This window comes from Paenibacillus sp. HJGM_3 (genome assembly GCF_045062745.1).
In the GTDB taxonomy this organism is placed as follows: Bacteria; Bacillota; Bacilli; order Paenibacillales; family NBRC-103111; genus Paenibacillus_AA.
The window spans coordinates 1-22209 of sequence record NZ_JBJGED010000009.1 but is presented as its reverse complement, the minus strand read 5'-3'; the positions used below and the strand labels follow the sequence as shown (position 1 = coordinate 22209).

Annotated in this window: 15 protein-coding genes; 13 read left to right on the top strand and 2 right to left on the bottom strand. The window is 47.6% G+C overall.

Going from position 1 to position 22209, the window contains the following annotated elements; genetic code table 11:
* Positions 1 to 262 precede the first annotated feature (262 nt).
* On the top strand, positions 263 to 1627 hold the full coding sequence (locus ACI5FR_RS12145) for an FAD-dependent oxidoreductase (RefSeq protein ID WP_405454763.1): 1365 nt from the start codon (positions 263 to 265) through the stop codon (positions 1625 to 1627).
* A gap of 16 nt (positions 1628 to 1643) precedes the next feature.
* Positions 1644 to 2174 (top strand): GrpB family protein, encoded by a 531-nt coding sequence (locus ACI5FR_RS12140; protein ID WP_405454761.1) that lies wholly within the window; start codon positions 1644 to 1646, stop codon positions 2172 to 2174.
* Positions 2175 to 2185: 11 nt separating this feature from the next.
* Here ACI5FR_RS12140 and ACI5FR_RS12135 read toward each other — a convergent pair whose 3' ends face one another.
* Positions 2186 to 2665: a CcdC protein domain-containing protein gene (locus tag ACI5FR_RS12135; RefSeq protein WP_405454759.1), complete on the bottom strand. Its 480-nt coding sequence runs from the start codon at positions 2663 to 2665 to the stop codon at positions 2186 to 2188.
* Between the two features lie 460 nt (positions 2666 to 3125).
* Here ACI5FR_RS12135 and ACI5FR_RS12130 point away from each other — a divergent pair, with 460 nt between their 5' ends.
* From ACI5FR_RS12130 to ACI5FR_RS12120, 3 genes are all read left to right on the top strand, one after another.
* Positions 3126 to 7316 (top strand): cadherin-like beta sandwich domain-containing protein, encoded by a 4191-nt coding sequence (locus tag ACI5FR_RS12130; RefSeq protein ID WP_405454758.1) that lies wholly within the window; start codon positions 3126 to 3128, stop codon positions 7314 to 7316.
* Between the two features lie 330 nt (positions 7317 to 7646).
* Entirely contained in the window at positions 7647 to 8747 is a 1101-nt protein-coding gene (locus ACI5FR_RS12125; protein ID WP_405454756.1) for a helix-turn-helix domain-containing protein, read from the top strand.
* A gap of 204 nt (positions 8748 to 8951) precedes the next feature.
* Positions 8952 to 10625, top strand: coding sequence for a S9 family peptidase (locus tag ACI5FR_RS12120; protein ID WP_405454754.1), 1674 nt, complete (start codon positions 8952 to 8954; stop codon positions 10623 to 10625).
* Between the two features lie 123 nt (positions 10626 to 10748).
* On the opposite strand, the gene ACI5FR_RS12115 is transcribed toward ACI5FR_RS12120, so the two are convergent.
* Positions 10749 to 11972, bottom strand: a complete 1224-nt coding sequence (locus ACI5FR_RS12115; protein ID WP_405454752.1) for an IS110 family RNA-guided transposase — start codon at positions 11970 to 11972, stop codon at positions 10749 to 10751.
* An 830-nt stretch (positions 11973 to 12802) separates the two neighbouring features.
* Between ACI5FR_RS12115 and ACI5FR_RS12110 the strand changes: the two genes are divergently transcribed.
* The 8 genes from ACI5FR_RS12110 to ACI5FR_RS12075 all read left to right on the top strand — a co-directional run bounded on the left by ACI5FR_RS12110 (position 12803) and on the right by ACI5FR_RS12075 (position 22038).
* Positions 12803 to 14035 (top strand): sensor histidine kinase, encoded by a 1233-nt coding sequence (locus tag ACI5FR_RS12110; protein WP_405454750.1) that lies wholly within the window; start codon positions 12803 to 12805, stop codon positions 14033 to 14035.
* On the top strand, positions 14025 to 14666 hold the full coding sequence (locus ACI5FR_RS12105; protein WP_405454748.1) for a response regulator: 642 nt from the start codon (positions 14025 to 14027) through the stop codon (positions 14664 to 14666). Before ACI5FR_RS12110 ends, ACI5FR_RS12105 begins: the two co-directional genes overlap by 11 nt.
* A gap of 108 nt (positions 14667 to 14774) precedes the next feature.
* Positions 14775 to 16979, top strand: coding sequence for an MMPL family transporter (locus ACI5FR_RS12100; RefSeq protein WP_405454746.1), 2205 nt, complete (start codon positions 14775 to 14777; stop codon positions 16977 to 16979).
* 566 nt (positions 16980 to 17545) lie between these two features.
* Positions 17546 to 18418 (top strand): GNAT family N-acetyltransferase, encoded by an 873-nt coding sequence (locus tag ACI5FR_RS12095; RefSeq protein WP_405454744.1) that lies wholly within the window; start codon positions 17546 to 17548, stop codon positions 18416 to 18418.
* Between the two features lie 225 nt (positions 18419 to 18643).
* Entirely contained in the window at positions 18644 to 19486 is an 843-nt protein-coding gene (locus ACI5FR_RS12090; RefSeq protein ID WP_405454743.1) for a tyrosine-type recombinase/integrase, read from the top strand.
* A gap of 222 nt (positions 19487 to 19708) precedes the next feature.
* Positions 19709 to 21193: an amidase family protein gene (locus ACI5FR_RS12085; protein ID WP_405454741.1), complete on the top strand. Its 1485-nt coding sequence runs from the start codon at positions 19709 to 19711 to the stop codon at positions 21191 to 21193.
* A gap of 60 nt (positions 21194 to 21253) precedes the next feature.
* Positions 21254 to 21649: an NUDIX domain-containing protein gene (locus tag ACI5FR_RS12080; protein WP_405454924.1), complete on the top strand. Its 396-nt coding sequence runs from the start codon at positions 21254 to 21256 to the stop codon at positions 21647 to 21649.
* 95 nt (positions 21650 to 21744) lie between these two features.
* A complete protein-coding gene (locus ACI5FR_RS12075; protein ID WP_405454739.1) occupies positions 21745 to 22038 on the top strand; it encodes a hypothetical protein in 294 nt (97 codons plus the stop codon).
* The last annotated feature ends 171 nt before the right edge of the window (positions 22039 to 22209 follow it).

Below are 22209 nucleotides of genomic sequence, written 5' to 3'. Positions count from 1 at the left end.
GTCTCTAGCTTGAAATTTGTCAAAAAACAGTCAACGGCTTTGCATTTGCGAAGTCGTTTTTGTTTTTTTGCCGGTTGTGCACTAACGGGCACGATAATTCAAATACGACATGACGGCAGCCGGCGCACGAATCGGCTGCCGTTGTCCTTGAAGTAGGGGCAGCATTCCTATTATGAAGAATTAGAAGGTTTGAGTAAGACGTCAACGTCGGCATGGAACCAACTGGCCATTATTGGTTGAATCAAACGAAAGGGAGAAAGAGATGATTAAACGAAAATTGGCAGCACACGCAATTGTTATTGGTTCCGGCATAGCCGGACTTTGTACTGCTCAAGTGTTATGTCGTTACTTTGAAGACGTAACCTTACTTGAAAGAGGTGCAGAGCCTCACGATAAACAACCCAGAAAGGAAGTTCCTCAAGGATATCATCTCCATGCTTTACTCAAGGGAGGGGAACAAGCATTGGAACAGCTATTCCCCGGTATCATCCAAGCTATGATGGAGGATGGTTCAACCCGTATCAATGGTTCAAAGGATCTCAAATGGTTTCATCACGGAGTATGGAAGAAGAGGTTTGAAGGTGAAATATTTGTTCATCTCCAAAGTCGCCCTTTTTTGGAAAAACATATTCGACTTCTAGTGGAAAAAAATCCAAACCTGCGTATCCATTATAACAAGATGGCTTTACAACCCATATTTGATGAGAATCAGAACATCATTCTTGGTGTACAGACAAAAGAAGCAGTTTCGTCGCAGACAACGGATCTCTACGCTGATTTGGTCATCGATGCAAGTGGGTATGGATCTAGATTTCATCAATGGTTTCAAATGAATAATTATCATGAGCCCGAAGTAAAAGTTAAAATTGACCTTTGTTATGTTAGTCAAATCTATCATTTAAATGCTACGCAAAGGGATTGGTCAACTCTCCTGGTGTATCCTTCTGCGCCGAAAGAAAAAATCGGAGGAGCAGTTTGTCGTATTGAGGGAGATCGCCATATTTTCACGTTATTTGGATACGATAATGAGCTGGCTCATTCCGATCTTGATGAAGCCCAAAACATTATCGAGTTTACGAAGAAGTTGCCACATACGATGATTTACAATGAGCTTCAGGATGCAAAACCTCTCTCGGAAGTCAAAGTACATAAGGTTCCTTATATCGTACGTCACCACTATGAGAAGGTCAAAAATCTTCCGCAACGATTTTTATTTATTGGAGATGCTTTCTGTCGATTTGATCCGGTTTTTGGACAAGGCATGTCAGTAGCTGCTATGGAAGCTTTGGTGTTAGATGATTGTCTCCAACGAGATTGGAAAGAAACGAAGGAGATTTCAACCCGATTGACCAAGCGATTCTATAGAAATATTTCTAAGGTCATTGACCCCGTATGGAATATGATTATGATTGAGGATTTTCGTTATCATCATGTGGTGGGAAAGAAGCCTCTCGGACTCGCTCTTCTACAATGGTATACCAGAAGGATTTTTCATCGTTCTTCTCAAAATACCGAGATCTATAATGCCTTTCTCAATGTCATGAACTTATTACGCCCGGTTAGCACGTTGTTTTCACCATCTATTCTTTATAAACTACTGCGCAAAAATAGATCGCACACCAAATAGAGGGAGTGAAATTGGGATGGGAATTGATGAGACTATTAGTGTAATTCCTTATGATGAAAAGTGGATTGCCTTATTTCAAAACGAAAAAATAAATCTTCTTAAAGCTTTCGGAGACGATGCTATCGACATTCAGCATTTCGGCAGTACCTCGGTACACGGGATGTTTGCAAAACCAATTATTGATGTTTTGATAGGCGTGAAAACACTTGAGTTGAGCGATTCCGTAACTAATAAACTAACACAACTTGGTTATGAAGGGTTCGGAGAAACTGGTGTAAAGGGAAGATTGTATTTTCGAAAACGCCAAGAACATGCCTATAATCTTGCTGTCGTCATATGGAATGGCGAGCAATGGGTAAATAATCTTCTCATAAGAAATTACTTACGAGAAAACCCACATGCAGCCAAGCAATACTGTGAAAGAAAACTCGACGCCATCAGAAAAGGATATACTACACTGCTCTCTTATTCGGACGAAAAAGCCGATTATGTATCCAATTTACTCGAACAAGCTAAGAAAAGTATTGGATACGGGCAGATAAAATAATGGTTCTAAGGTTATTGCTCAACGGCAAAACCGCGGCCGCTCTGAACCTTGCGGAACTTGCTGAAGCTGGCGATGCGCCATACTGCGATGTAGCTGACCGTCGCGACGTTGAAGATGAGGCCGAGCGCATCGGGATTCATGCTCGTCATCGTGAACATAAGGACGATGCGAAGCGCGAAGATGGCGCCTAGAAGGGCGAAGATAACATTGCTTTGCCTAAAATAAACCGCGCCGGAGCGGGCTTCGAAGTTCGTTGCGGCAATGAGCGGAAGCGCGACGACCGCGCCGGCTGCAGCCGCGAGAAGAAGCGGCCAGCCCTGTACGTGCAGCTCCGGATTGAGCAACTGAAGCAGCGAGGAAGAGACAAAGACGATCGGCAGCAGAAGCCTTGCGCCCGAGCCTTTAACCGGCTTTTTCATCCCTTTGAACACGGCCAGGACGATTACAACAAAGATCAGAGCGGACATACCTGCGGACATCGTTGCGTTCATAATAACAGCACTTCCTTTTCCGTAATTTGATATCTCAAGTATCCTCGAATTCCGGCCTCCCCACTAGTGGATTCCTTCACGAAAAGCGAATGATAAAATTCACGATCGTAAGCCGCCCTGTGCAATTTCTCATAGCCCTTTTCTCATCCCTGCGGTCTTCCGCGTATATTAGGAGCTGCCGCGGCGGCTCCTATTTGTTCTATCATTCACGAACATCGCCGTTGTCGCCATGAACCGTGTGTCTCTTCCTATAAGGGGAGGCTGCAGATCTACACAATCTTAAGATCGGGTAGAAGAGCTTAAATCTAGATTGTTGTGAGAAATGCAGTTGCAGATTAAAATTATGCTAAATTTTAGAAGCGCGAATCGGGGTGATGGGGTGAGGGTGTAAGGAGGGCAAGGAAAAATTATAATCAGGCGGTGATCAGATGTGTTAAGGTTTTGCCGGATACCAACTACTATGCTTCTCTTCTTTTCATTAGCTTTTGCAGCATTTGCGATTTTGATAGAACCCCCTCGCGCGCATGCGGCGTCGGCCATTACGATTGATTCTCCTACGGATGGCGCGTCGGTCGGCAGCGGCAAGCTTAGAATCTCGGGCTCCTACTCCGGTCTGTACGACATCAAGTTGTATATTAACGGTACCCGTCAGGTCGACGCAATAACGAACGATCCGGACGCGGATGATTCAGGTACCTGGCACTATGACTTGGACACATCGCCGTACAATGGCCCTATACAGTTAAGGGTGCGAGGATTGGATACTACAACACGTTATGGGATATGGAGCCCAACGGTTCGGTTGACCGTGGACAATAAGGCTGCCGCAGCCCCCATCGTCCAAATCGTTAGCCCCATGCAGGGAGTTTCTCTCCATGGGGAGGTGCCGATCCGGGTATCGGTCCAATCCGATGCGGTCATCGATCAAGTGGAAGTGCGTATCAACGGCGGGGCATGGCAAGCCACGGCGAAGGTTGGCGATGACTACGGATTGGTATGGAATACGGCTGGCATTGGAGATAAGACAAGCAGCATCGAAGCACGGGCCTATAATGAGTATGGGATTAAGGGAACCAGCTTGACCACATATGCCAAGGTAGGCGCCGGAACCAACGAAACGCTGGTCGTTCCAGCCCAGAATCGGGCTATGTGGCTCTGGGAAGCGGCTACCTACAATATTTTGCTCAATCCCGGTTCCAGGGAAGTTTTAGACGCTATGGCCAAAGATACGGCTACCTTCGGCTCCGATCCGGTGAAGGTTTTATATTTTGCGGTAGGGCCCTTCGATGGAATGGATGTCATGGAGGATCATCCCGAAATTCTAAGGGACTTCATCGCCTGGGCACATGAGCGAGGCTACCAAGTTCAGGCATGTATCGCAGGAGGCACCTCTCCGCCCTACATGGGAGCATACCGGGAATTTCATGATACGGCGATTCGCCACTTCGAGCAGGTGCTGAACTTCAACATTTCGTCTGCTCCCGAGGAGCGCTTCGACGGTGTGAATGTGGATGTCGAGCCCTACATATCGCCTGATTTCAAGGATACATATCCTTCTCTGCAAGTCCAGTATCTCGAGTTGATTGAGAAAATGATCGAGCGTCGGAACGCGACCGGTCTGAATCTCCCCTTCGGTCCTGCCATTCCCAAATGGTACGATTCGTCCGAACAAGCTAGGGACATTACGTTCAACGGTCAAACCAAGTGGCTTTCCGAACATATTCAGGATATGACCGACTATATCGCAATTATGGATTACCGGGATACCGCAGACGGTACCGCAGGCATTATTGCCGGCGCCCAGGGAGAAATAGATTACGCCAACTTGATCGGCAAACCTAATTCGGTAGTCATCGGGGTGGAAACGCTTGATATTGCAAACAGCGGGGATCCGGAGACGATCACCTTTCGCGAGGAAGGCAGGAATGTCATGGAAGCGGAGCTGGACAAAGTTTATGCCGCTTTCGGCGACAAGTCCTCTTTTGGTGGAATCGCCATGCATCACTATGATTCGATCCGAGCTCTGCCGTCTCATTGGGGACCGGATGGTATTCTTTGGCTGCCGATGGAAGATAATGTGCCCCCAACAGCTCCCAGCAGGTATCCGGCAGCCAAAGCGGTCGATCATCAATCGGTTACCCTTACGTTCGGAAGAGCATACGACAATACGGAAGTGAACCATTATGTCATATACCGCAGCACGCAGCCGGACTTTACGGCACACTCCGGCAATGCCGTCGGTACAGCTAGAAGCCTGAACTTCAAGGATAACGGACTGCTGCCCTCTACAACTTATTATTATAAAGTCGCTGCAGTAGACGTAAGAGGTAACGTCGGACCGGCTTCCGAGCAGGCGAAAATCACTACGGGAGCAAGCACTCTCAAGCCGATGATCATCACTTCTATGAAAGTGGAACGAAGCGGCGCGAATGCCACAGTAACCTTGCAAGTGGCGGATATGCTGACCAGACAGCCCATTTCTGCTAATGTTGAGGGCAGGTTCACTTTCGCCGGTGGCAAATATGTGTACGGGAAGGCGGTCGGAGGCCAAGTTTCCCTGACCTCGGAGGTGATTCCGGCCGGGTATCAAATCGGTTTCGAGCCGCGCCGTATTCTCGCGGAGGGGTATTATTGGGCTCAGGCTTATGATATTCCGCATATGGCTAACGTGAATCCGCGGGTTCGTTTGAGTGATCTCGGCATAAGTCAAGGAAGTCTGACCACGCCCTTCGCGCCGGATAAAGCTCACTATGTTACGGTCGTTGCCGAAGATATCACATCGATCAAAGTAACGCCAACGGCCGAGAGCCCTACGACTTCCGTTAAGGTAAACGGCGTTCCCGTCCAAAGCGGCGCCGCCTCGCAGGCAATCCCGCTTGCGCCCGGAGAGAACATGATCGTCATTCAAACCATTGCGGAGGACGCGACTACGGACAGCTATACAGTGAAGGTCATCCGGACTGTTCCGGTAGACAACGTGTTCCTCCCGACAGATGATGCGTACGTGTTCGAAAAGGTAGCGGACCGTAACAAAAATGACGGGTTCTCCCCCTACCTGAATGTCCAGGATATTACCGCGGCCAATGGTGGCGGGGATTTCATCACGTATTTCAAGTTCGATCTGGGGCTCTATACGATACCTGTGAATAGCGTGACCTTGAATGTGTACTCCGCTTATCCGGTTGACAAGAACGTGAAGATCGATGTGATCGGCTATCCGTCGACTGAATGGAAGGAGAGTACGTTAACATTCAATAATCGTCCCCTTGCCAATCCTGTACCTATCGGTTCTTTCGTTGTCAGAGATAGCGGATGGTATAGCATCGACGTTACATCCTTTGTCCAAACCCGGATGGGACTGGATCAGGATCGAAAAATGACCTTAAGATTTATCATTAATGATATTCCGAACTCGTCAGGCACTCTAGTCCAATTCCATTCCAAGGAAAGTAGCACGAATCAGCCTTTTCTGCTCGTTAATGAGTCTTCCGATGCGTCGTTAGCCAAGCTGACAACCAGCGATGGAGTATTGACTCCGGATTTCAATCCCGAACGCTTCAGCTATACGGCTACAGTATCGGATAGCGTCTATGGGATCACCTTAACGCCAACGGTTGCCGAATCCCATGCGCGGGTCAAGGTCAACGGCCAGCCGGTGGGAAGCGGCACGACCTCTCAGGAAATTCCGCTCGTACTCGGGGTGAACCCTCCGATTACGGTTGAGGTGACCGCCCAAGACGGTACGACGGCCGTATATACGGTCACCTTCGTGAAAGAAAAGTCGAGTAACGCAGACTTGAATAGTCTCGCCTTAATAGGTGGGAAGCTGGATCAGCCGTTTGCTCCGGATCTGACCGTATATACAGCCGAGGTAGCAAGCAGCATCGATGCGATTAGGGTGGAGGCGATGCCGGCAGACCCAGATGCTCGAGTATGGGTGAATGGGACTCCGATTTCATCGGAAGGACTTTCAGCCGAGCTGCCTCTGACGGAAGGGGACAACGAAATTACGGTACGTGTTGAAGCCCCAAGCGGAAACAGTAAGACGTATTCGATAACTGTAACAAGGAAGCCCCCTGTTTATTCTACAGACTTGAAGGAATTGCAAATCACGGGGATTACGTTCACTCCCGACTTCCAGCCGAATATTGTCAGCTACACATCGAGTGTGGTTCATAGCATTAGTGATGCTGAAGTGAGAGCTGTGACGGTCGATCCGCGTACGGAGCTGTACATCAACGGTAAGCGGGCATTAGGGGGAGAGGTTGTTCCAATCGCTCTTCAAGTAGGCTTGAACCGTCTTGAGATTAAAGTCCAAGCTCCTGATCTATTGGAGCAGGTTTACGTCGTTAACGTGACCAGGCAGGAGGATGAGTCAAGCGAAACGATCGATTCGTTGATTCAATTGCTTTCTCGCTATGCAGCTGAGAACGAGGTGCGGGGCCCGCTCGTCTATCAACTTCGCGAAGCGGCTGACCAAGCCAAGCATCATTATGATATAGGGAATAGTAAGCAAGGAATCCGGCATCTTGAGAATTTGCTTAAGTATTTGAATAACAATTCCATGCAAGGTAACGTTTCTTCGGCAGCGAAAGCTGCTATACAGGCTTATGTATCCGCATTGATCGAAAGTTGGTCGAAATTGACTTAGGATGAATAACGACCAAAGCAAACTGTCATTCTGTGAACTAGGGACAAGGCTGCCGATATGATCGGCAGCTTTTATTATAGCTGTGAGTAAGAATAGCTATCGATGTCGGATGACAAAAACATCTATCCGTTGCCGAGTGCTCCGTTACGAATCATAGTGCTGCCCGCGTAAGCCCAGCCGCAGCAGTTTAAGCTCACCATTTTTCTACCAACGGTTGAGTGATGTTAAAAGAGGAATTCAACTACCTCTTGATAGGACGGGGATCGCGTCTATGCTATGCTGAGATCGACAGGGCGCAATGTAAATTTAGTTTATAGGGAGTGGTTTAGTTTGCTCGACTCGCGAAAGATAGGAGCGTATATTTCGAAGCTTCGTAAAAACAGGGATATGACTCAATTGGAACTTGCCGATCAATTAAATGTAAGCCATCAGGCGGTATCGAAATGGGAACGGGGCGAATCTCTTCCAGATATCGGGACGATCCCTCGGCTAGCACAGTTATTCGAAATCACGTTAGATGAATTAATGAACGCAGAAGAAAAGGCGGAGCAGCGGGTATATAAACATCTTGGAGCCATCGTAACGGAAATCGCGCAGGGCCGACCAGAGTCGATCGCGCAGTTGGTCAATGAAGGGACGGTTGAGCTAGAAGAGCTGGTTGAGGTGGCGCCGATCTTGAAGGCGAGCACTTTGAATAAAGTAACCGAGTGCCTGGACAATAATCGCTTCAAATGGGATCAAATTATGCAGTTGGCGCCATTCCTCGGTTCGGAGGCGTTGGATGAACTAGTCCGCAACATGGAAGAAGGTGAAATACAATGGGAGTCGATTTCCGGGCTTGCACCGTTTCTGAACCGAGAAAGTGTGGAATGGCTTGTGCAACGGGCCGTATTAGATAACCTGGACTGGGAGATCGTTCAATCACTCGGGCCCTTCATTAGCAGAGAAACTCTTGGTCGATTAACCGTCCAATTGGAAGAAGCGGGATTGGAAGGAAGCCGAATTGTAAGCCTCGCTCCGTTCCTCAACAGAGAGCATGTGGAACGATTGGTGGAATTGGCTGAGGAAGGCAGCTTGGACTGGAGTATTGTTCAATCGCTCGCACCTTTTATCGGCAGAGAAACCTTAAATCGCTTGGTGGAACGGATTGCAGACGGGAAATTGGAAGGCAGCCGAATCGTAAGCCTTGCTCCGTTTCTTGACAGAGAGCATGTGGAGCTGTTGGTGGAATTGGCTGAGGAAGGCAGCTTGGATTGGAGAACCATTCAATCGCTTTCACCGTTTATTGGCAAGGAGTCCTTGAATCGCCTGGTGGATCAGGTTGCGGATGGCCAACTGGATGCTGATCAAATTACCGGCTTGGCTCCTTTCATTGATAAAGAGACGTTAAATAGATTGATTACCAATTTGTTGAGACAGGCAAAATTGTGAATTTTCAAATACCCTGAAAATTAATAGAAAAGTGCATGAAATGAATGCTAACGGGCACGTTACTTAGATGGGGATTCTCCAACTGCAGAAGTAGAGGATCCCTATTTTCTTTGAAGTATTGTGCCGGATAGTTGAAGGCTTTCCGGCTCGTTTAGGGAAAGTATTTATATGTGCACTGAATATTGAGAGGGGGCTATTACAAATTTGATTAAGGATTTTCATTTTAATACTTCAAAGAATATTCTAGTTTTACATCAAGAAGACGAGGATCGATCGCCTACTTTAGCCATTCGTTTTCCAGGGAGCAACGAGATTTCTACAGTAATCGATTCGCAATTTGTGCCACAGGGACCACGGATATCACCAAATGGAAAGCAGTTCGCTTTTTTCGGGGATGCGCGGATCTTCACCTACGACATCGAAACTAAGTCTACAAAAATATTGTTTAACCAACCAGGGGATCACGCCGGTTTTTGCGAGTGGTCACCCGACGGTAAAAGATTAGTATTCTCTGCGTATGGTCATATTGAGGGTAATAGACACCCGCCAAATCTTTATGTTGTAGACATATCAACCGGTATATCGAATAGGCTAACGTTCGGTGATTATGCAGATCGATTCCCGCAATGGTCACCTTGTGGACGTTACATTGCATTTCATCGGCAAAAAATCGATGAACCTGGCATGCCCGGTTGGGTTTATATAATGGATACGTTAATTGGTTCAGAATATCCTTTACCCAAACAGCCAGACATGTCATTTCGACTCAGCTCCTATTGCTTCTCAAAAGATTCCACCCATATCGTTGTTACGGCCGCATGTAAGGGCAGCTCCTTTTTACGTATAATCAATTTAAAGGATCTTCTTTTTACAGATCTTGTGGAACAGGAGATTGATGGCGGATTCTTTGATGGTCAACATAACTTGGTAATCGTTCAGAAACGACAAGTGCTTCTCTATTCTATTATCACTGGGGTAAAAACTGAACCAGCCACCTTGCCTGCACCCATCCAATTAGGTTTAACCGGTCCCATTGTTACACCAAATAGAGACAATGGCGTTTTTTTGTTTCTTGGTTCTGATTGTTCTATCTATACATATGATCCGGCAAATAGTTCCTCAACTGTTCTATTGGAAAGCAAAAAGAAAACGATCCCATATGCCCGTCGAGAGGAGTATTGGATTTCTTCCTTAGACGGTAAAAAAGTCCCAGTCCTTCGCGTCATTCCACATCAACCTAAGAACAAAGCAATTTTGCTTGTTTTCGGCGGGCCCAACGGTAAAGTTGATCCAGACTTTTTTTTAGTAGACCGTTTTTTACAAGAAGGTTTCGAAGTGATTATGCCAAGTTATAGAGGGAAACAAGGCTACGGAGAAGAACACGCAAAAGCCAATGTGGGAGAGCTTGGAAGGGCTGATGTCTGGGATATCGTGGCATGCGGCCAGGACTGGAAAGGCCGTTTTGGAGAGAATCAGCGATTATTTTTAGCGGGCTTTAGCTATGGCGGATTTTTGACTATGCTGGCGATGGCGCGAAATAATGTACCTTGGGAACGCGGGATAAGCTTATGGGCATTAACAAGGATCGAGTATCTTGGTGCATGGCTGCCGATCGCCTACCCAAACGATCCAGCAGAAAAAGAACAAGCGGTTTTAGAGAGAAACCCAATCTTGCAGGCGCATCATATTAAAACACCGCTTTTGATTCTTCATGGCGGCCGGGACACAACCGCCACGAATTCTGACGTCAATGAGATTTATCGTAACGTGACAATGAACGGAACCAAATGTAAGCTTATCGTTTTTGACGATGATACACACGCACTCCCTAAAAACCGTAAACAGATGTTTAAGCAGATATTCAACTTTCTAAAATAAAGTTGCGTTGCACTACCCTGAAAATAACTCATAGCGCGTATCCGGAAAAAGGACAATACGAAACTAGGCGCAGCTTGTACAGTTTTTAAAAAAGCTGCGTCTTCTTTGTTTAGCAGAGAAGGATCAGGAAGCTTCGGATGTGGCCAGTGTTACAGTAAAACCAAGGTTCTCTAGCTTTCGGACCGTCTGTCTGACGATGGCGTCTTGGTGTCGTTTTTCAAAGTAATCCGAGCCTAAGTCTTTGTAGTCTTCCTGCCGGGTAAGCAAATAGTAGACGATCGTCATGATGGAATGTGCAACGGCAACGGCTGCTCGGTGCTTTCCTTTGCACGCAGCGATTCGTCGGTACTGAGCTCCGAGATAATTGTTGGATCCCCGTATGGAATGTGAGGCCTCAATGAGGGCGGAACGGAGATACTTGTTGCCTTTGCGGGATTTAGAGGATTTGCGTTTACCGGCACTCTCGTTATGACCTGGGACAAGACCGACCCACGAGCACAAATGTGCTGCGCTCGGAAAGCGCGAGGCAATATCGGTACCTACCTCGGCCAGGATTTGCTCAGCGGTTCTCCGAGCGACTCCCGGAATGGTGTCCAGTCGATCCAGGTCCTGCTGAAAAGGGGCGAGCCGTTTGGCTACCTCCACGTCTAGTTCGGCGATTTGTTCGTTGAGGAAATCGACGTGAATGAGCATAGACTTGAGCATCAAACGTTGGTGCGAGCTCATACTACCACGGAGCGCTAGTTCAAGTTCTTCTTTCTTTTTCTTCATCGTTCTGCGCGCGAAGCCGGCGAGTTTCTCCGGATCCGTTTCACCGTTCACCATAGCTTCGAGCATGTCCCTGCTGGAAAGCCCCATAATATCAGAAACGACAGAAGCGAGCTTGATGTTGGCGCCTTCGAGAACCTTTTGAACTCGGTTATGTTCGCGAGTTCGTTCTTGAATGAGGCTTCGGCGGTAACGGACCAGTTCTCTCAGTTCACGTTGGTTACGATCAGGGATGTAGCTGGCTTTGAGCAAGCCATGACGAAGTAGATCACAAATCCATTCGGAATCTTTCACGTCCGTCTTCCGACCAGGGACAGCCTTCATGTGTTGTGCGTTAACGACGAGGAATTGAATGTCTTCCGCTTCGAGCAGGTTAACGATCGGCTTCCAGAACACGCCGGTGCTCTCCATGGCCACGTGGGTGCAGCGGTGTTCCTTGATCCAGTCGATCAACTCGAGAAGATAGATGGTATGGGTGCGGAACGTCTTAATCTCCTTTCCTTCGGGTGTAACGATGCAAGCGGTGATGTTTTTCTTGTGCACATCCAAACCACAAGCTCGTTCAATGAGAACATCCATGAAAACTCACCTTTCTACGGCAAACCGAATTGAGGGCTGGTGCAACAACCAATAAGGGTTAATCTACCCTGCGTGCTTCCGAAAAGGAGCAACAGTCCGTGGTGCACCAAGGTCGTTGGAGTCAGACTAACGGTTGGGTTCGCGACACCATAGTTCATCGACCTCCCTTCGCCAGCCGTAACAATATTATAAAACGGACAAGCCTAATTTTCATTACTCTGTGGTGCCCCGAGAGGGGCATGGATGGCTAACGGGAATAATTCAGGAACACAACTAAGGAGGGGAACTTTATGGTCCTTTTCGGTTTTAGCGCTGTATATCTTGTACCTGTATTCAGTTTTTTGTTTGTCTTTATTTTACTGAAAGCTATTGAGAAAATCGTTAATAAGAAGCCGTATAAAAAAGAACTGTTTTGGTCTTGTATGTTTTTTGCTTTAACAATGTGGAGTATTAGCATATTGGTAGCAGCCAGCCTTTGAGCTAACGGGCACTATAGCGCAATAAGAACGGTACGATAGTTGAACACTCATCGAAGACGAAGCTGCCTGCATAAACCGGCAGCTTCGTTGCGTTAAACGGGCAGGATACTGCGTATAGAGGCTTTATACTCTATAGCGGTGCGATGGAACTGATCGGCGGAGTGCGTTGGAAACTGGCATGTTCCGTTCTGGGAGAGGGATTTGGAAAAGTGCTGTCTTTAGTAACTCGTTGTATGCCTACTCAACACGGCCCTCATCATGGAGGCATACCATGAAGCAGATGCACGCACCGATAGGACATGCAGGCGAATTCCTGGTATAATTCGGGGCGTAACCGGAAAGGGTGAAAGAATGAAACATAAACATCCCTCACATAATGGTTCCAAGTCCATGGCCGTCGAAATGCCCAACGCTTGGGTCGATGTCCGGAATCGAACCGTTGTCTGGCTGGCTTTGGTTTACTTTTCCATTGTGCTTATTCAATGGACAACCCGCTTTCAATGGATACCTAGTTTATTTTTTACGGGTTTGTATCTATTTCACTGCTCCCTATATTGGCACTCCGATTCCTTCACCAAGAAGCGTCCTTGGGTTTATCTCGTTCTGCAAGGACTGCTTGTTTTGTGGTTCGTCTGGTTTATGCCCATCGCTTGGACGATTCTGATCCTCGGTCTTTTTCCGGTTCTTATGGGGCAAAGCGCCGTTATTTATCATCAGAACACCAAGGTCGCTTTCGCATGTATTTATTACCACACTCTTGCTTTCTTTATCATCGTGAAAGTCAACGAGCTTCCTGCACTTGCCGTTTTTGGCCCTCTGCTGCTTCTTTTGAATGTGATCGTCACTTCGTATACCCGTATGTTTCAAAGGGAGGTATATGGACGCGTCCATACCCAAAACTTCCTACGGGACCTAGAGTCCGCCCATCAGAAAGTGGAAGAGCTTACGCTCGCCAACGAAAGGCAAAGAATAGCGCGCGACCTTCATGATACGCTGGCACAGGGACTTGCCGGCGTGCTTATGCAGATTGAAGCGATAGATGCTCACTTGTCAAAAAGCAATGTCGAACGGGCTCAACAAATTTTGCGCCAATGCAGGGAAACGGCGAGAAAAACGCTTGCGGAAGCGCGAAGCGCCATCGACGGTCTAAGACTTCGCTCCTCGACCGCAACCGAATTTTCCGATTCGGTTCGGGAAGAAGCGGACGGGTTCTCGTCGGCTACGGGGATACCGGTTGAGCTTCATGTCGAGCTATTGCCGCATATTTCGAAACTGATGACCGAACATGTGCTGCAAATCGTCAAGGAATGCCTGATGAACATAGCCCGTCATGCGGAAGCTTCCCGTGTCGGAATTTCCATCAGTCGTGCAGAAGACCGAATCGTCATCGAAATTCGCGATAACGGAAAAGGATTCGATCCGGCTGCGATTGGCCGCCAACTCGGGCATTACGGTTTGATCGGCATGAAAGAGCGGGTTCGCATTCTCGGCGGCGTACTCGATATCTCAAGCGCAAGCCAGCAAGGAACGATCGTTCGATTAGACCTGCCCGAGAACAGAGAGGAGGCTAAGCATGAGTTGTAAAATCATGATTGTCGACGACCATTATGTGGTCAGAGAGGGATTGAAGCTGATATTGGAAACGTGCGACGACTATGAGGTGATTGGAGAAGCCGCGGACGGAGCGGCCGCTCTCCGCTTGCTGGAAGAACTGTCGCCGGACGTCATTTTGATGGATCTCAATATGCCGGTGATGGGCGGACTCGAGATGATGGAGCAATTGAACGCGCGGGGGATCGACATTCCCGTCGTGATCTTGACCACCTACAATGAAGACAAGTTGATGATCAACGGTTTGGCGTTAGGCGCCAAAGGATATTTGCTGAAGGATACGGGTAGAGACCATTTGTTCAGAACGATCGACTCCGCTATGCGGGGGGAGACGCTGCTTCAGCCCGAGATCACGGCGAGAGTGTTTGCCATCAAGCAGACGAAAGAAACGCCAGTCCGGTCGGCGGGAACCGCGATTTTGTCGGATAAGGAAAGAATAGTGCTGCAAGCTGTTGTCCAAGGGCTTCGGAGCAAGGAAATCGCCTCGGACATGGGCATATCGGAACGTACCGTCAAAGCGCATTTGACCAGCATTTATAATAAATTAGGCGTGGATTCGCGGTCGCAGGCGGTTGCGATCGCGGTCGAGCAGGGATATATCTAACTGCCCAAAGGTACATAACGGGCATGCCCGATCGGACGATTTCGAAACTGCCGCCGCCCGATATAATGATCTCCATACCAGAAAGAAATATTGGGAGGAGATTGGAGTATGGCGAAATTATTGTATCGCATCGGTCGGTGGGCAGCCAGGAAACCGAAGTCCGTTTTTTTCGGCGGCCTGGCCGTCTTGCTGATTACAGCACTAATCGGGTTAAGGATGGGAGCGGTTTTCACCGGCGACATGTCGATCCCCGGCACCAAATCCGAACAGGCGGCTACCGTCATTGGCGAAAAATTCCATACAAGCGGGGCGGCCGAGTACGGTACCGTACAAATCATATTTAAAGCGCCCGACGGACAAACGCTTGAAACGGAGTCGATGCGTCAGATTGTCAAGCAAACGTTGGATGCGATCTCCAAGGACGAATCGGTCGCCTCGGTGGCAAGTCCCTACAATGCCGGAACGATCAGTCAAACGAAAGAAATTGGGTATGCTAATGTTACCTATCGTTCTCAGGCGGAGGATGTGACGGAAGCGTCCAAAGAGATGGTCTTATCAAGCGTCGAGCAAGCGCGGGCCCATGGCGTGCAAACGGAAATCGGCGGCTCGGTCAGCTTCGAATCGCTTGAAATTGGCGGAGTTTCCGAAATCGTTGGCATAGCAATCGCGTTCCTTATTCTGATTTTCATGTTCCGTTCCATCCTGGCGGCAGGGTTCACGATTGTTACCGCGATGATCGGACTAGGCATCGGAATCATGGGGATTATCGTTGCTTCGAATTACGTCGATATGTCTTCGGTCTCCCTGACGCTTGCCGTTATGCTCGGCCTTGCGGTCGGGATCGACTATGGCCTGTTCATTATTTCGCGCCACCAGCAAAATATGTCCGAGGGCAGATCCGTTCATGAATCGATTGCCATTGCCACAGGAACCGCTGGCAGCGCGGTCGTATTTGCCGGCTGTACCGTTATTATCGCTCTTGTGGGCTTGGCCGTAACCAATATTCCCTTTATTACCATGATGGGTCTCGCGGCAGCTTTAACCGTCTTCACAGCGGTTCTGGTTGCGATCTTCATCGTTCCTGCAGTTCTAGGCATGCTTGGCGAGCGGATTCGTCCCAAGTTGGCGCCGGATATGCCGATCAAAAAGCCGAAGCCGACAGCGAATGCCGAGTCGAATGCATGGGGCCGGTTTGTGAACAAATTTCCGTTGCCGACGGCGCTTGCGGGCATCTTGGTGCTGGCGTTCATCAGTCTTCCTGCCTTGCACCTGCACACCGGTCTTCCTGACAATAGCTTGAAATCTGAAGAGACGACCGGGCGGCGCGGCTACGACTTGATCGCGGAAGGCTTTGGACCCGGATACCAAGCGCAGCTTGTGGTTGTCATGCAAGCGAAGACTGCCGATCATGCCAAAGCGGACATTGCGTCAGCAAGAGAAGCTCTGGGCAAACTAGACAATGTTGTAATGGCAACGGAGCCCGTTATGAGTCCGGACGGCGATACCGCAATAATAACGGTACTGCCGGGAACCGGCCCGCATGACCTCAAAACAGCCAATTTGGTGTACGACATTCGTAAACTTTCGGACGAGACCATGCGGCAAAATCATGTCGAACTGATGGTGACCGGAAGCACGGCGGTCAATATCGATATTACGGACAAGCTGAACCACGCGCTTCCTGTATTCGCTTCTCTTGTAGTCGGCCTTGCCTTGATTCTTCTCATGATGGTTTTTCGTTCCATACTTGTACCGCTCAAAGCCCTGTTAGGCTATCTGCTTACGCTTGCGGCAACGCTCGGATTCGTCGTTTTCGTCGTTCAGGACGGCCATATGGCCGGTTTGTTTGGAATCCCCGTGCCGGGTCCGGTACTGAATTTCCTGCCGCTGTTGGTGGCAGCGATCTTGTTCGGATTAGCGATGGACTATGAGGTATTCCTTGTGAGCCGGATGCGCGAGAAATTTATCCATTCGCGCGATGCGAAAAAAGCCGTGCTCTTCGGTTTGAAAAGCAGCGGAAGCGTCGTTACCTCCGCAGGCTTGATCATGATTTCGGTATTTGCAAGCTTTATATTTGCGGAAGACACGATGATTAAATCGATGGGCCTTGCCCTTGCCTTCGGCATTCTGTTCGACGCCTTCATCGTCCGGATGACGATCGTGCCGGCCGTCATGACGCTTATTGGCCGCTCCGCCTGGTATTTGCCGAAATGGCTGAACCGCATCTTGCCGAATGTCGACGTGGAAGGCGAGTCAATCGTGAACAAGCAAGAGGCTGATGGGACTTTGCAGGATCGTATGATGCGTTCATAGGAGTTGGAATAATGCTATCGAGATGGTCGTCTAAGTGTTAGTTCGTTTTTTAAGCATTCGATATGATAATTACAAGGTAGATTACAAGCTGGGAGGCTTGCATAACGATTCTAATGAAGCTCGCTTATTCGGGACTGTTGACAATAGGAGGCTTGGGGATTATTTCCCTAGCCTCACTTCAGTTTTTGCATATTTCCTCTTGAATAACAGTTGCTTTCGGTGGCTCTAATGATTACCGTGCTGCAATCGCCATTTTTATTACCATGCCGGATTGGTAATTATCCCTGTTTACTTTATTTTGGTTTATTTATTGGGAAATGATGGATTTCTAGAAAAATACCAAAGAAATTTTAAAGTCATCATTTTCAAAACTAATGAAGGGACACTTCGAGACGAAAGCCCCTCGGAATACGAAGGGAAAAAGATGTGCTTCCTACTTCAGTTCCCCGAGGATTATTTATTTGATATCCTGCCAGGTAAAAAGGGACAAATTGTTTACTCATACCTTGAAAACAAGCCCATCGAGTCAGATAAGTCTTATTATCAACTCTTCCTTGGGAACGTACATGGCGCTACGCAAGGTGCTATCTAAAAAGTTTGCCGACCCGAACCGTCGGTTTTATCCGAGTTTGGGGGATTTCGATTACAACCGCGCCTTTGGTGGAGAGAAGTTCTTTCAAAATCTGACGGTGTGTGAGGTCGACGACGAAACGATTGTCGGGGCAATCTGGCCCGGACATAACCGCATCCTTTACTGCTTCACGGGACCTGAATACGTTCACTTGGAAGACGAAATTTTCGCATGGGCGGAGAGACATTATTGCGGCCTTTCGCTCGAAGACCGAAGCGGACGTGAGGTCTATATTTGGGCTTACGTTGAAGACCAGCCTAGAGTAAAGACGCTGAAGGCGAGAGGGTACGAGCAGCATACGTGGTACATGTACTCCGGCATTATGGATTTGGAGGTCGCGAACCAAGTTCCGCAATTTCCCGAAGGATACAAGGTACGTCGGATCGAGTCCGGCGATTTAGAACAAAAAGTCATCATTATGAGCGGATCTGCGGGGCTGACAGCGCCGGATATGAATATTTATCATGGCTTGATGTCCTCTCCAACATACCGGCAAGAATGGGATTTGGTCGTAGTAGATGAAACGAATCAAGTCGTCGGATTCGCGAATGTCTGGCTAGACAATGATAATAATATTGCCATTATCGAACCGTTCGGAACGACTCCTTCGCACCGGGAACGTGGGTTGGCCACTAACTTGTTGTACGAGTGTATGCGACGCCTGAAGGAAGCAGGAGTCAGCAAACTATACATCAATCACGGAGGAATGTGGACGCTTGACCTTGAACCCGATGACGCGATGCGCGTCTATACGCGAGTTGGCTTCCAAGAACTCGGTAATATGTTTGTGTGGTGTAAGACGTTATGATGGTTGAATGCGTTCAAGAAGGGGTTCGCCGTCAAGTATTCTACCCGAATGGGAAATATCATGATTCTATTTTGTATGGGTTGACGAAGGATGAATATTATAAGCTTTACCATAAGGCCCACCTCTAGAATGTTCTGCTAAAGGGTACGCTAGTTGAACCAATAAGTCTAAAACCTTCTATTTGAAGCAAACTAGAACTAGTTGCTCTATATAGGAGGTTTTATTATGATTTTAAGCGAGCTTTGGCGTCAATACGAGGCGGACAAGCGAATTCAAGGGTTCAGTCCAAACACATTGAAAGCTTATTCTCTGCAGCTCAAGATGTTAGTTACAGATCTTGGTGATGTCGAAATTACTGATATTACACTGAATCTACTCAAGGAGTACTTAGCTAAGCAGTCCGAGCGTTTAAAGCCAAGCAGCTTAGGGCACCGCATTCGTTTTGTGCGATCCCTATTTCGTTTTGCATTTGAAGAAACTTATTTACCTAACAATCCTTCCCTCAAACTACGAGAGCCCAAAATGGATAAGCGAATTCCGAAGTTTTTGGTGGAAGAGGATGTAATTCATTTAAAAATCTCATGTCAGACGCTAAGGGAAAGAGCGTTGCTTGAGTTTCTATACAGCACGGGCTGTCGTATTGGAGAGGTTGAGAAATTAAACATTGAGGATTTAAACTGGGACAACTGCTCTGCCATTGTAAATGGGAAGGGTTCAAAGCAAAGAGAAGTATACTTCACCACGGAATGTAAAGTATGGTTGAAGAAGTATTTAGCTAGTCGTGAGGACGCGTGTAAAGCCTTATTTGCAACGGATACAAATCCTGTTAAGCGAATGGCCATTCCAACGCTCAGGTGGGCCGTAAAGCGACTGGCAGATCGTGGAGCTATTGAGGCGAATGTGTATCCCCATCGATTCCGTCATACCTATGCATGCCAGCTACTTGATAACGGAGTGCCTTTAGATTTTATTCAAGGCATGCTAGGACACGAAAAAGCATCGACCACTCAGATCTATGCGCAGCTCCGCGGAGAACGTCGGAGAGAACTATATCGCCGATTTTTCTAGGGTATGTTAGCGGGGGATCCTTCTTTTGTGCCAGCCGCCATTTAACTATTGGGCAGATTACTTTAGTTACAACATTAACCTTCGGGAAAATACAAGCTCTACTGCGATGCCCAACCGATACATTCTTATCTACTCAAAACTTTACCTATACCCTTGGCAAGGCAGCATGTTACCATATTACTGTTGTCCGAAAATTTACAAGTACCGGGGGTATTTTAATATATGAGCATCAACTTACAAGATTGGATTCAAGAAGCCGATTTGGTGAGCATGCAAAAGGCAATGTCTTCGGGTGAATGTACATCCGAAGCCCTCGTGCTTGCATATATCGAACGCATTCATAGGTATAATCCTCTGATCAATGCCGTATTAGAGATCAATCCAGATGCTCTTGAAATAGCAAGGAATCTTGACCTTGAGCGAAATACAACAGGTAGTAGGGGGCCGCTGCACGGAATTCCAATCCTGCTAAAGGATAACATCGATACGTACGACCGGATGCATACGAGCGCTGGTTCAATCGCATTGGCTGAGTCGTTTGCTCCTGAAGATGCGTTCGTAGCCGCAAAGCTCCGGGCTGCTGGCGCTGTTCTTCTAGGTAAGGCCAATATGACCGAGTGGTCGAACTTTATGTCCAATCGTATGCCAGCTGGATACAGTTCCAGAGGAGGATATGTGTTGAATCCATATGGACCTGGCAAGCTCTTCGTCAGCGGATCAAGTTCAGGATCGGCTGCAGCCGTAGCGGCGAATCTGACAGCAGCAGCGATCGGAACAGAAACCGCAGGTTCGATTATTGGGCCGGCCAGCCAACACTTTCTCGTCGGAATAAAACCTACTGTAGGGCTTGCGAGCCGCAGCGGAATTATCCCAATCTCTATAAGTCAGGATACGCCAGGACCGATTTCAAAGACAGTCACTGATGCAGCGATTCTACTTGGGGCAATCGTCGGGATTGACGAAAACGATAAGGCAACTTGGACTAGCACACATCGTACTTTTCATGACTACACAACATATCTAGACCGAGACTTTCTGTGTAAAACTCGAATTGGGATTCCTAGACATTACTATCGGTCGTTGGATGAAGAAAGACTTTCCATCATGGAATCCGCCATTAATGTTCTGCGTGAGCAAGGTGCTACAGTTATCGATCCTGTGGACCTCCATTTGGAACAGCATCCATGGAACAATGATGTTATCTGCTACGAATTCAAAACAGGCCTGAATCGCTATTTATCAAAGTTGAACTCGGATATGCCCGTACATTCTCTTCAAGATCTGATAGCTTACAATCAGAAACACGCTGCATCCGCATTGAAGTTTGGCCAAGATAATCTGATTCGTTCGGAACAAAATGCGCTAAACGAGACAACATATCAACTTAAACGACAAGAATATAACTATCCGGCTGTAACGCAAGGGATTGACTATGTACTCGATCAACACGGCTTAGATGCTTTAATGTTACCCGGTGACGTTGATGGCATGTACATTGCTGCCCGGTTAGGGTATCCCCTTATTACGGTGCCCGCCGGTTATTCAGCAAAAGGAACAATTGATGGTGATGGCGATTCGACGCAGGGGCCATTTGGTGTTGTCTTTTCCGGGAGGGCTTTAAGTGAGCCCACGCTAATCAGCATCGCCTATAGTTTTGAGCAGGCAACACTAATCCGTCGTCCACCAGAAATGGACGGGACACGATAGTTCAATCATGACACGACGGCAGCCGGCCCAAAGATCGGCTGCCGTTCTCCGTTGAAGTAGCTGGGCAGGATAGTTCAGCGTTATTGGGAAATACCAGGCGGGACATTGGAGAAAGATGAGAATTTCCGTGATACTTTAAGACGGGAGTTAATGGAAGAGGCTGGAGCTATTTTACATACATTTGAGCCATTCGGGGCATGGAAATGTTTTTCAAAACATAATCAAGCATACAAACCTCACTTACCACATCCACAATTTTTTCGCCTTGTGGGATATGGCAACGTGGAGCTATTCTCAAGTCCTCAAATTCCTAACGATGGCGAAAGAGTTATCGCTGTGGAAAAAATTTCCGTTGAAGAAGCATCTGAAAAATTCAAACAAAAAGGAAGACATGATTTAGCTGAACTATATCGTTTAGCCGAAGAGCTTCGAAACCGGAACTTATTGGAATATTGAGTTCTCGGGTATATTAGCTCAATATTATGACATGTCGAGGCAGCCGGCGAATCGATCGGCTACCTCGTTCGACTAACGGGCAGGATAGTTCCAATATGTGGTATTATCTGTTTGTTAAGTGTAATGACCGAAGTTACTTCAATATCAGTACGAATGGAGGGCGTAATATTAAACAGAAAAATTTTGTTGGACTGCTCGCATCAATATTTCTCATTTTCTATGGTATATGGAAATTAAATAAATTTTTTGAACCAAAAGTTGGTCCAGTGGGTAACGGTCCTAGTGATACTGTTGTGGAAATAGTATGGATATTGTTTGGTATATCAATGATTTTAGGTGTTGGTGGAGTGATTTATTTTTCTTATTCCATATTTAAAAGAAATGATTAATTAATATTCGAAAAGTTAGTTGTTCCGCTAACGAAGAACGATAGTTCAGCCACGACGTGACGGCAGCCGGCACACGATCGGTTGCCATTGTTCGTTGAACCTTCCTGTTAGGGCTAAGAAATAGCCTTTGCCAAAAAAGGAGCGCCTCGGTATGATGGGTTTGTCCACGGG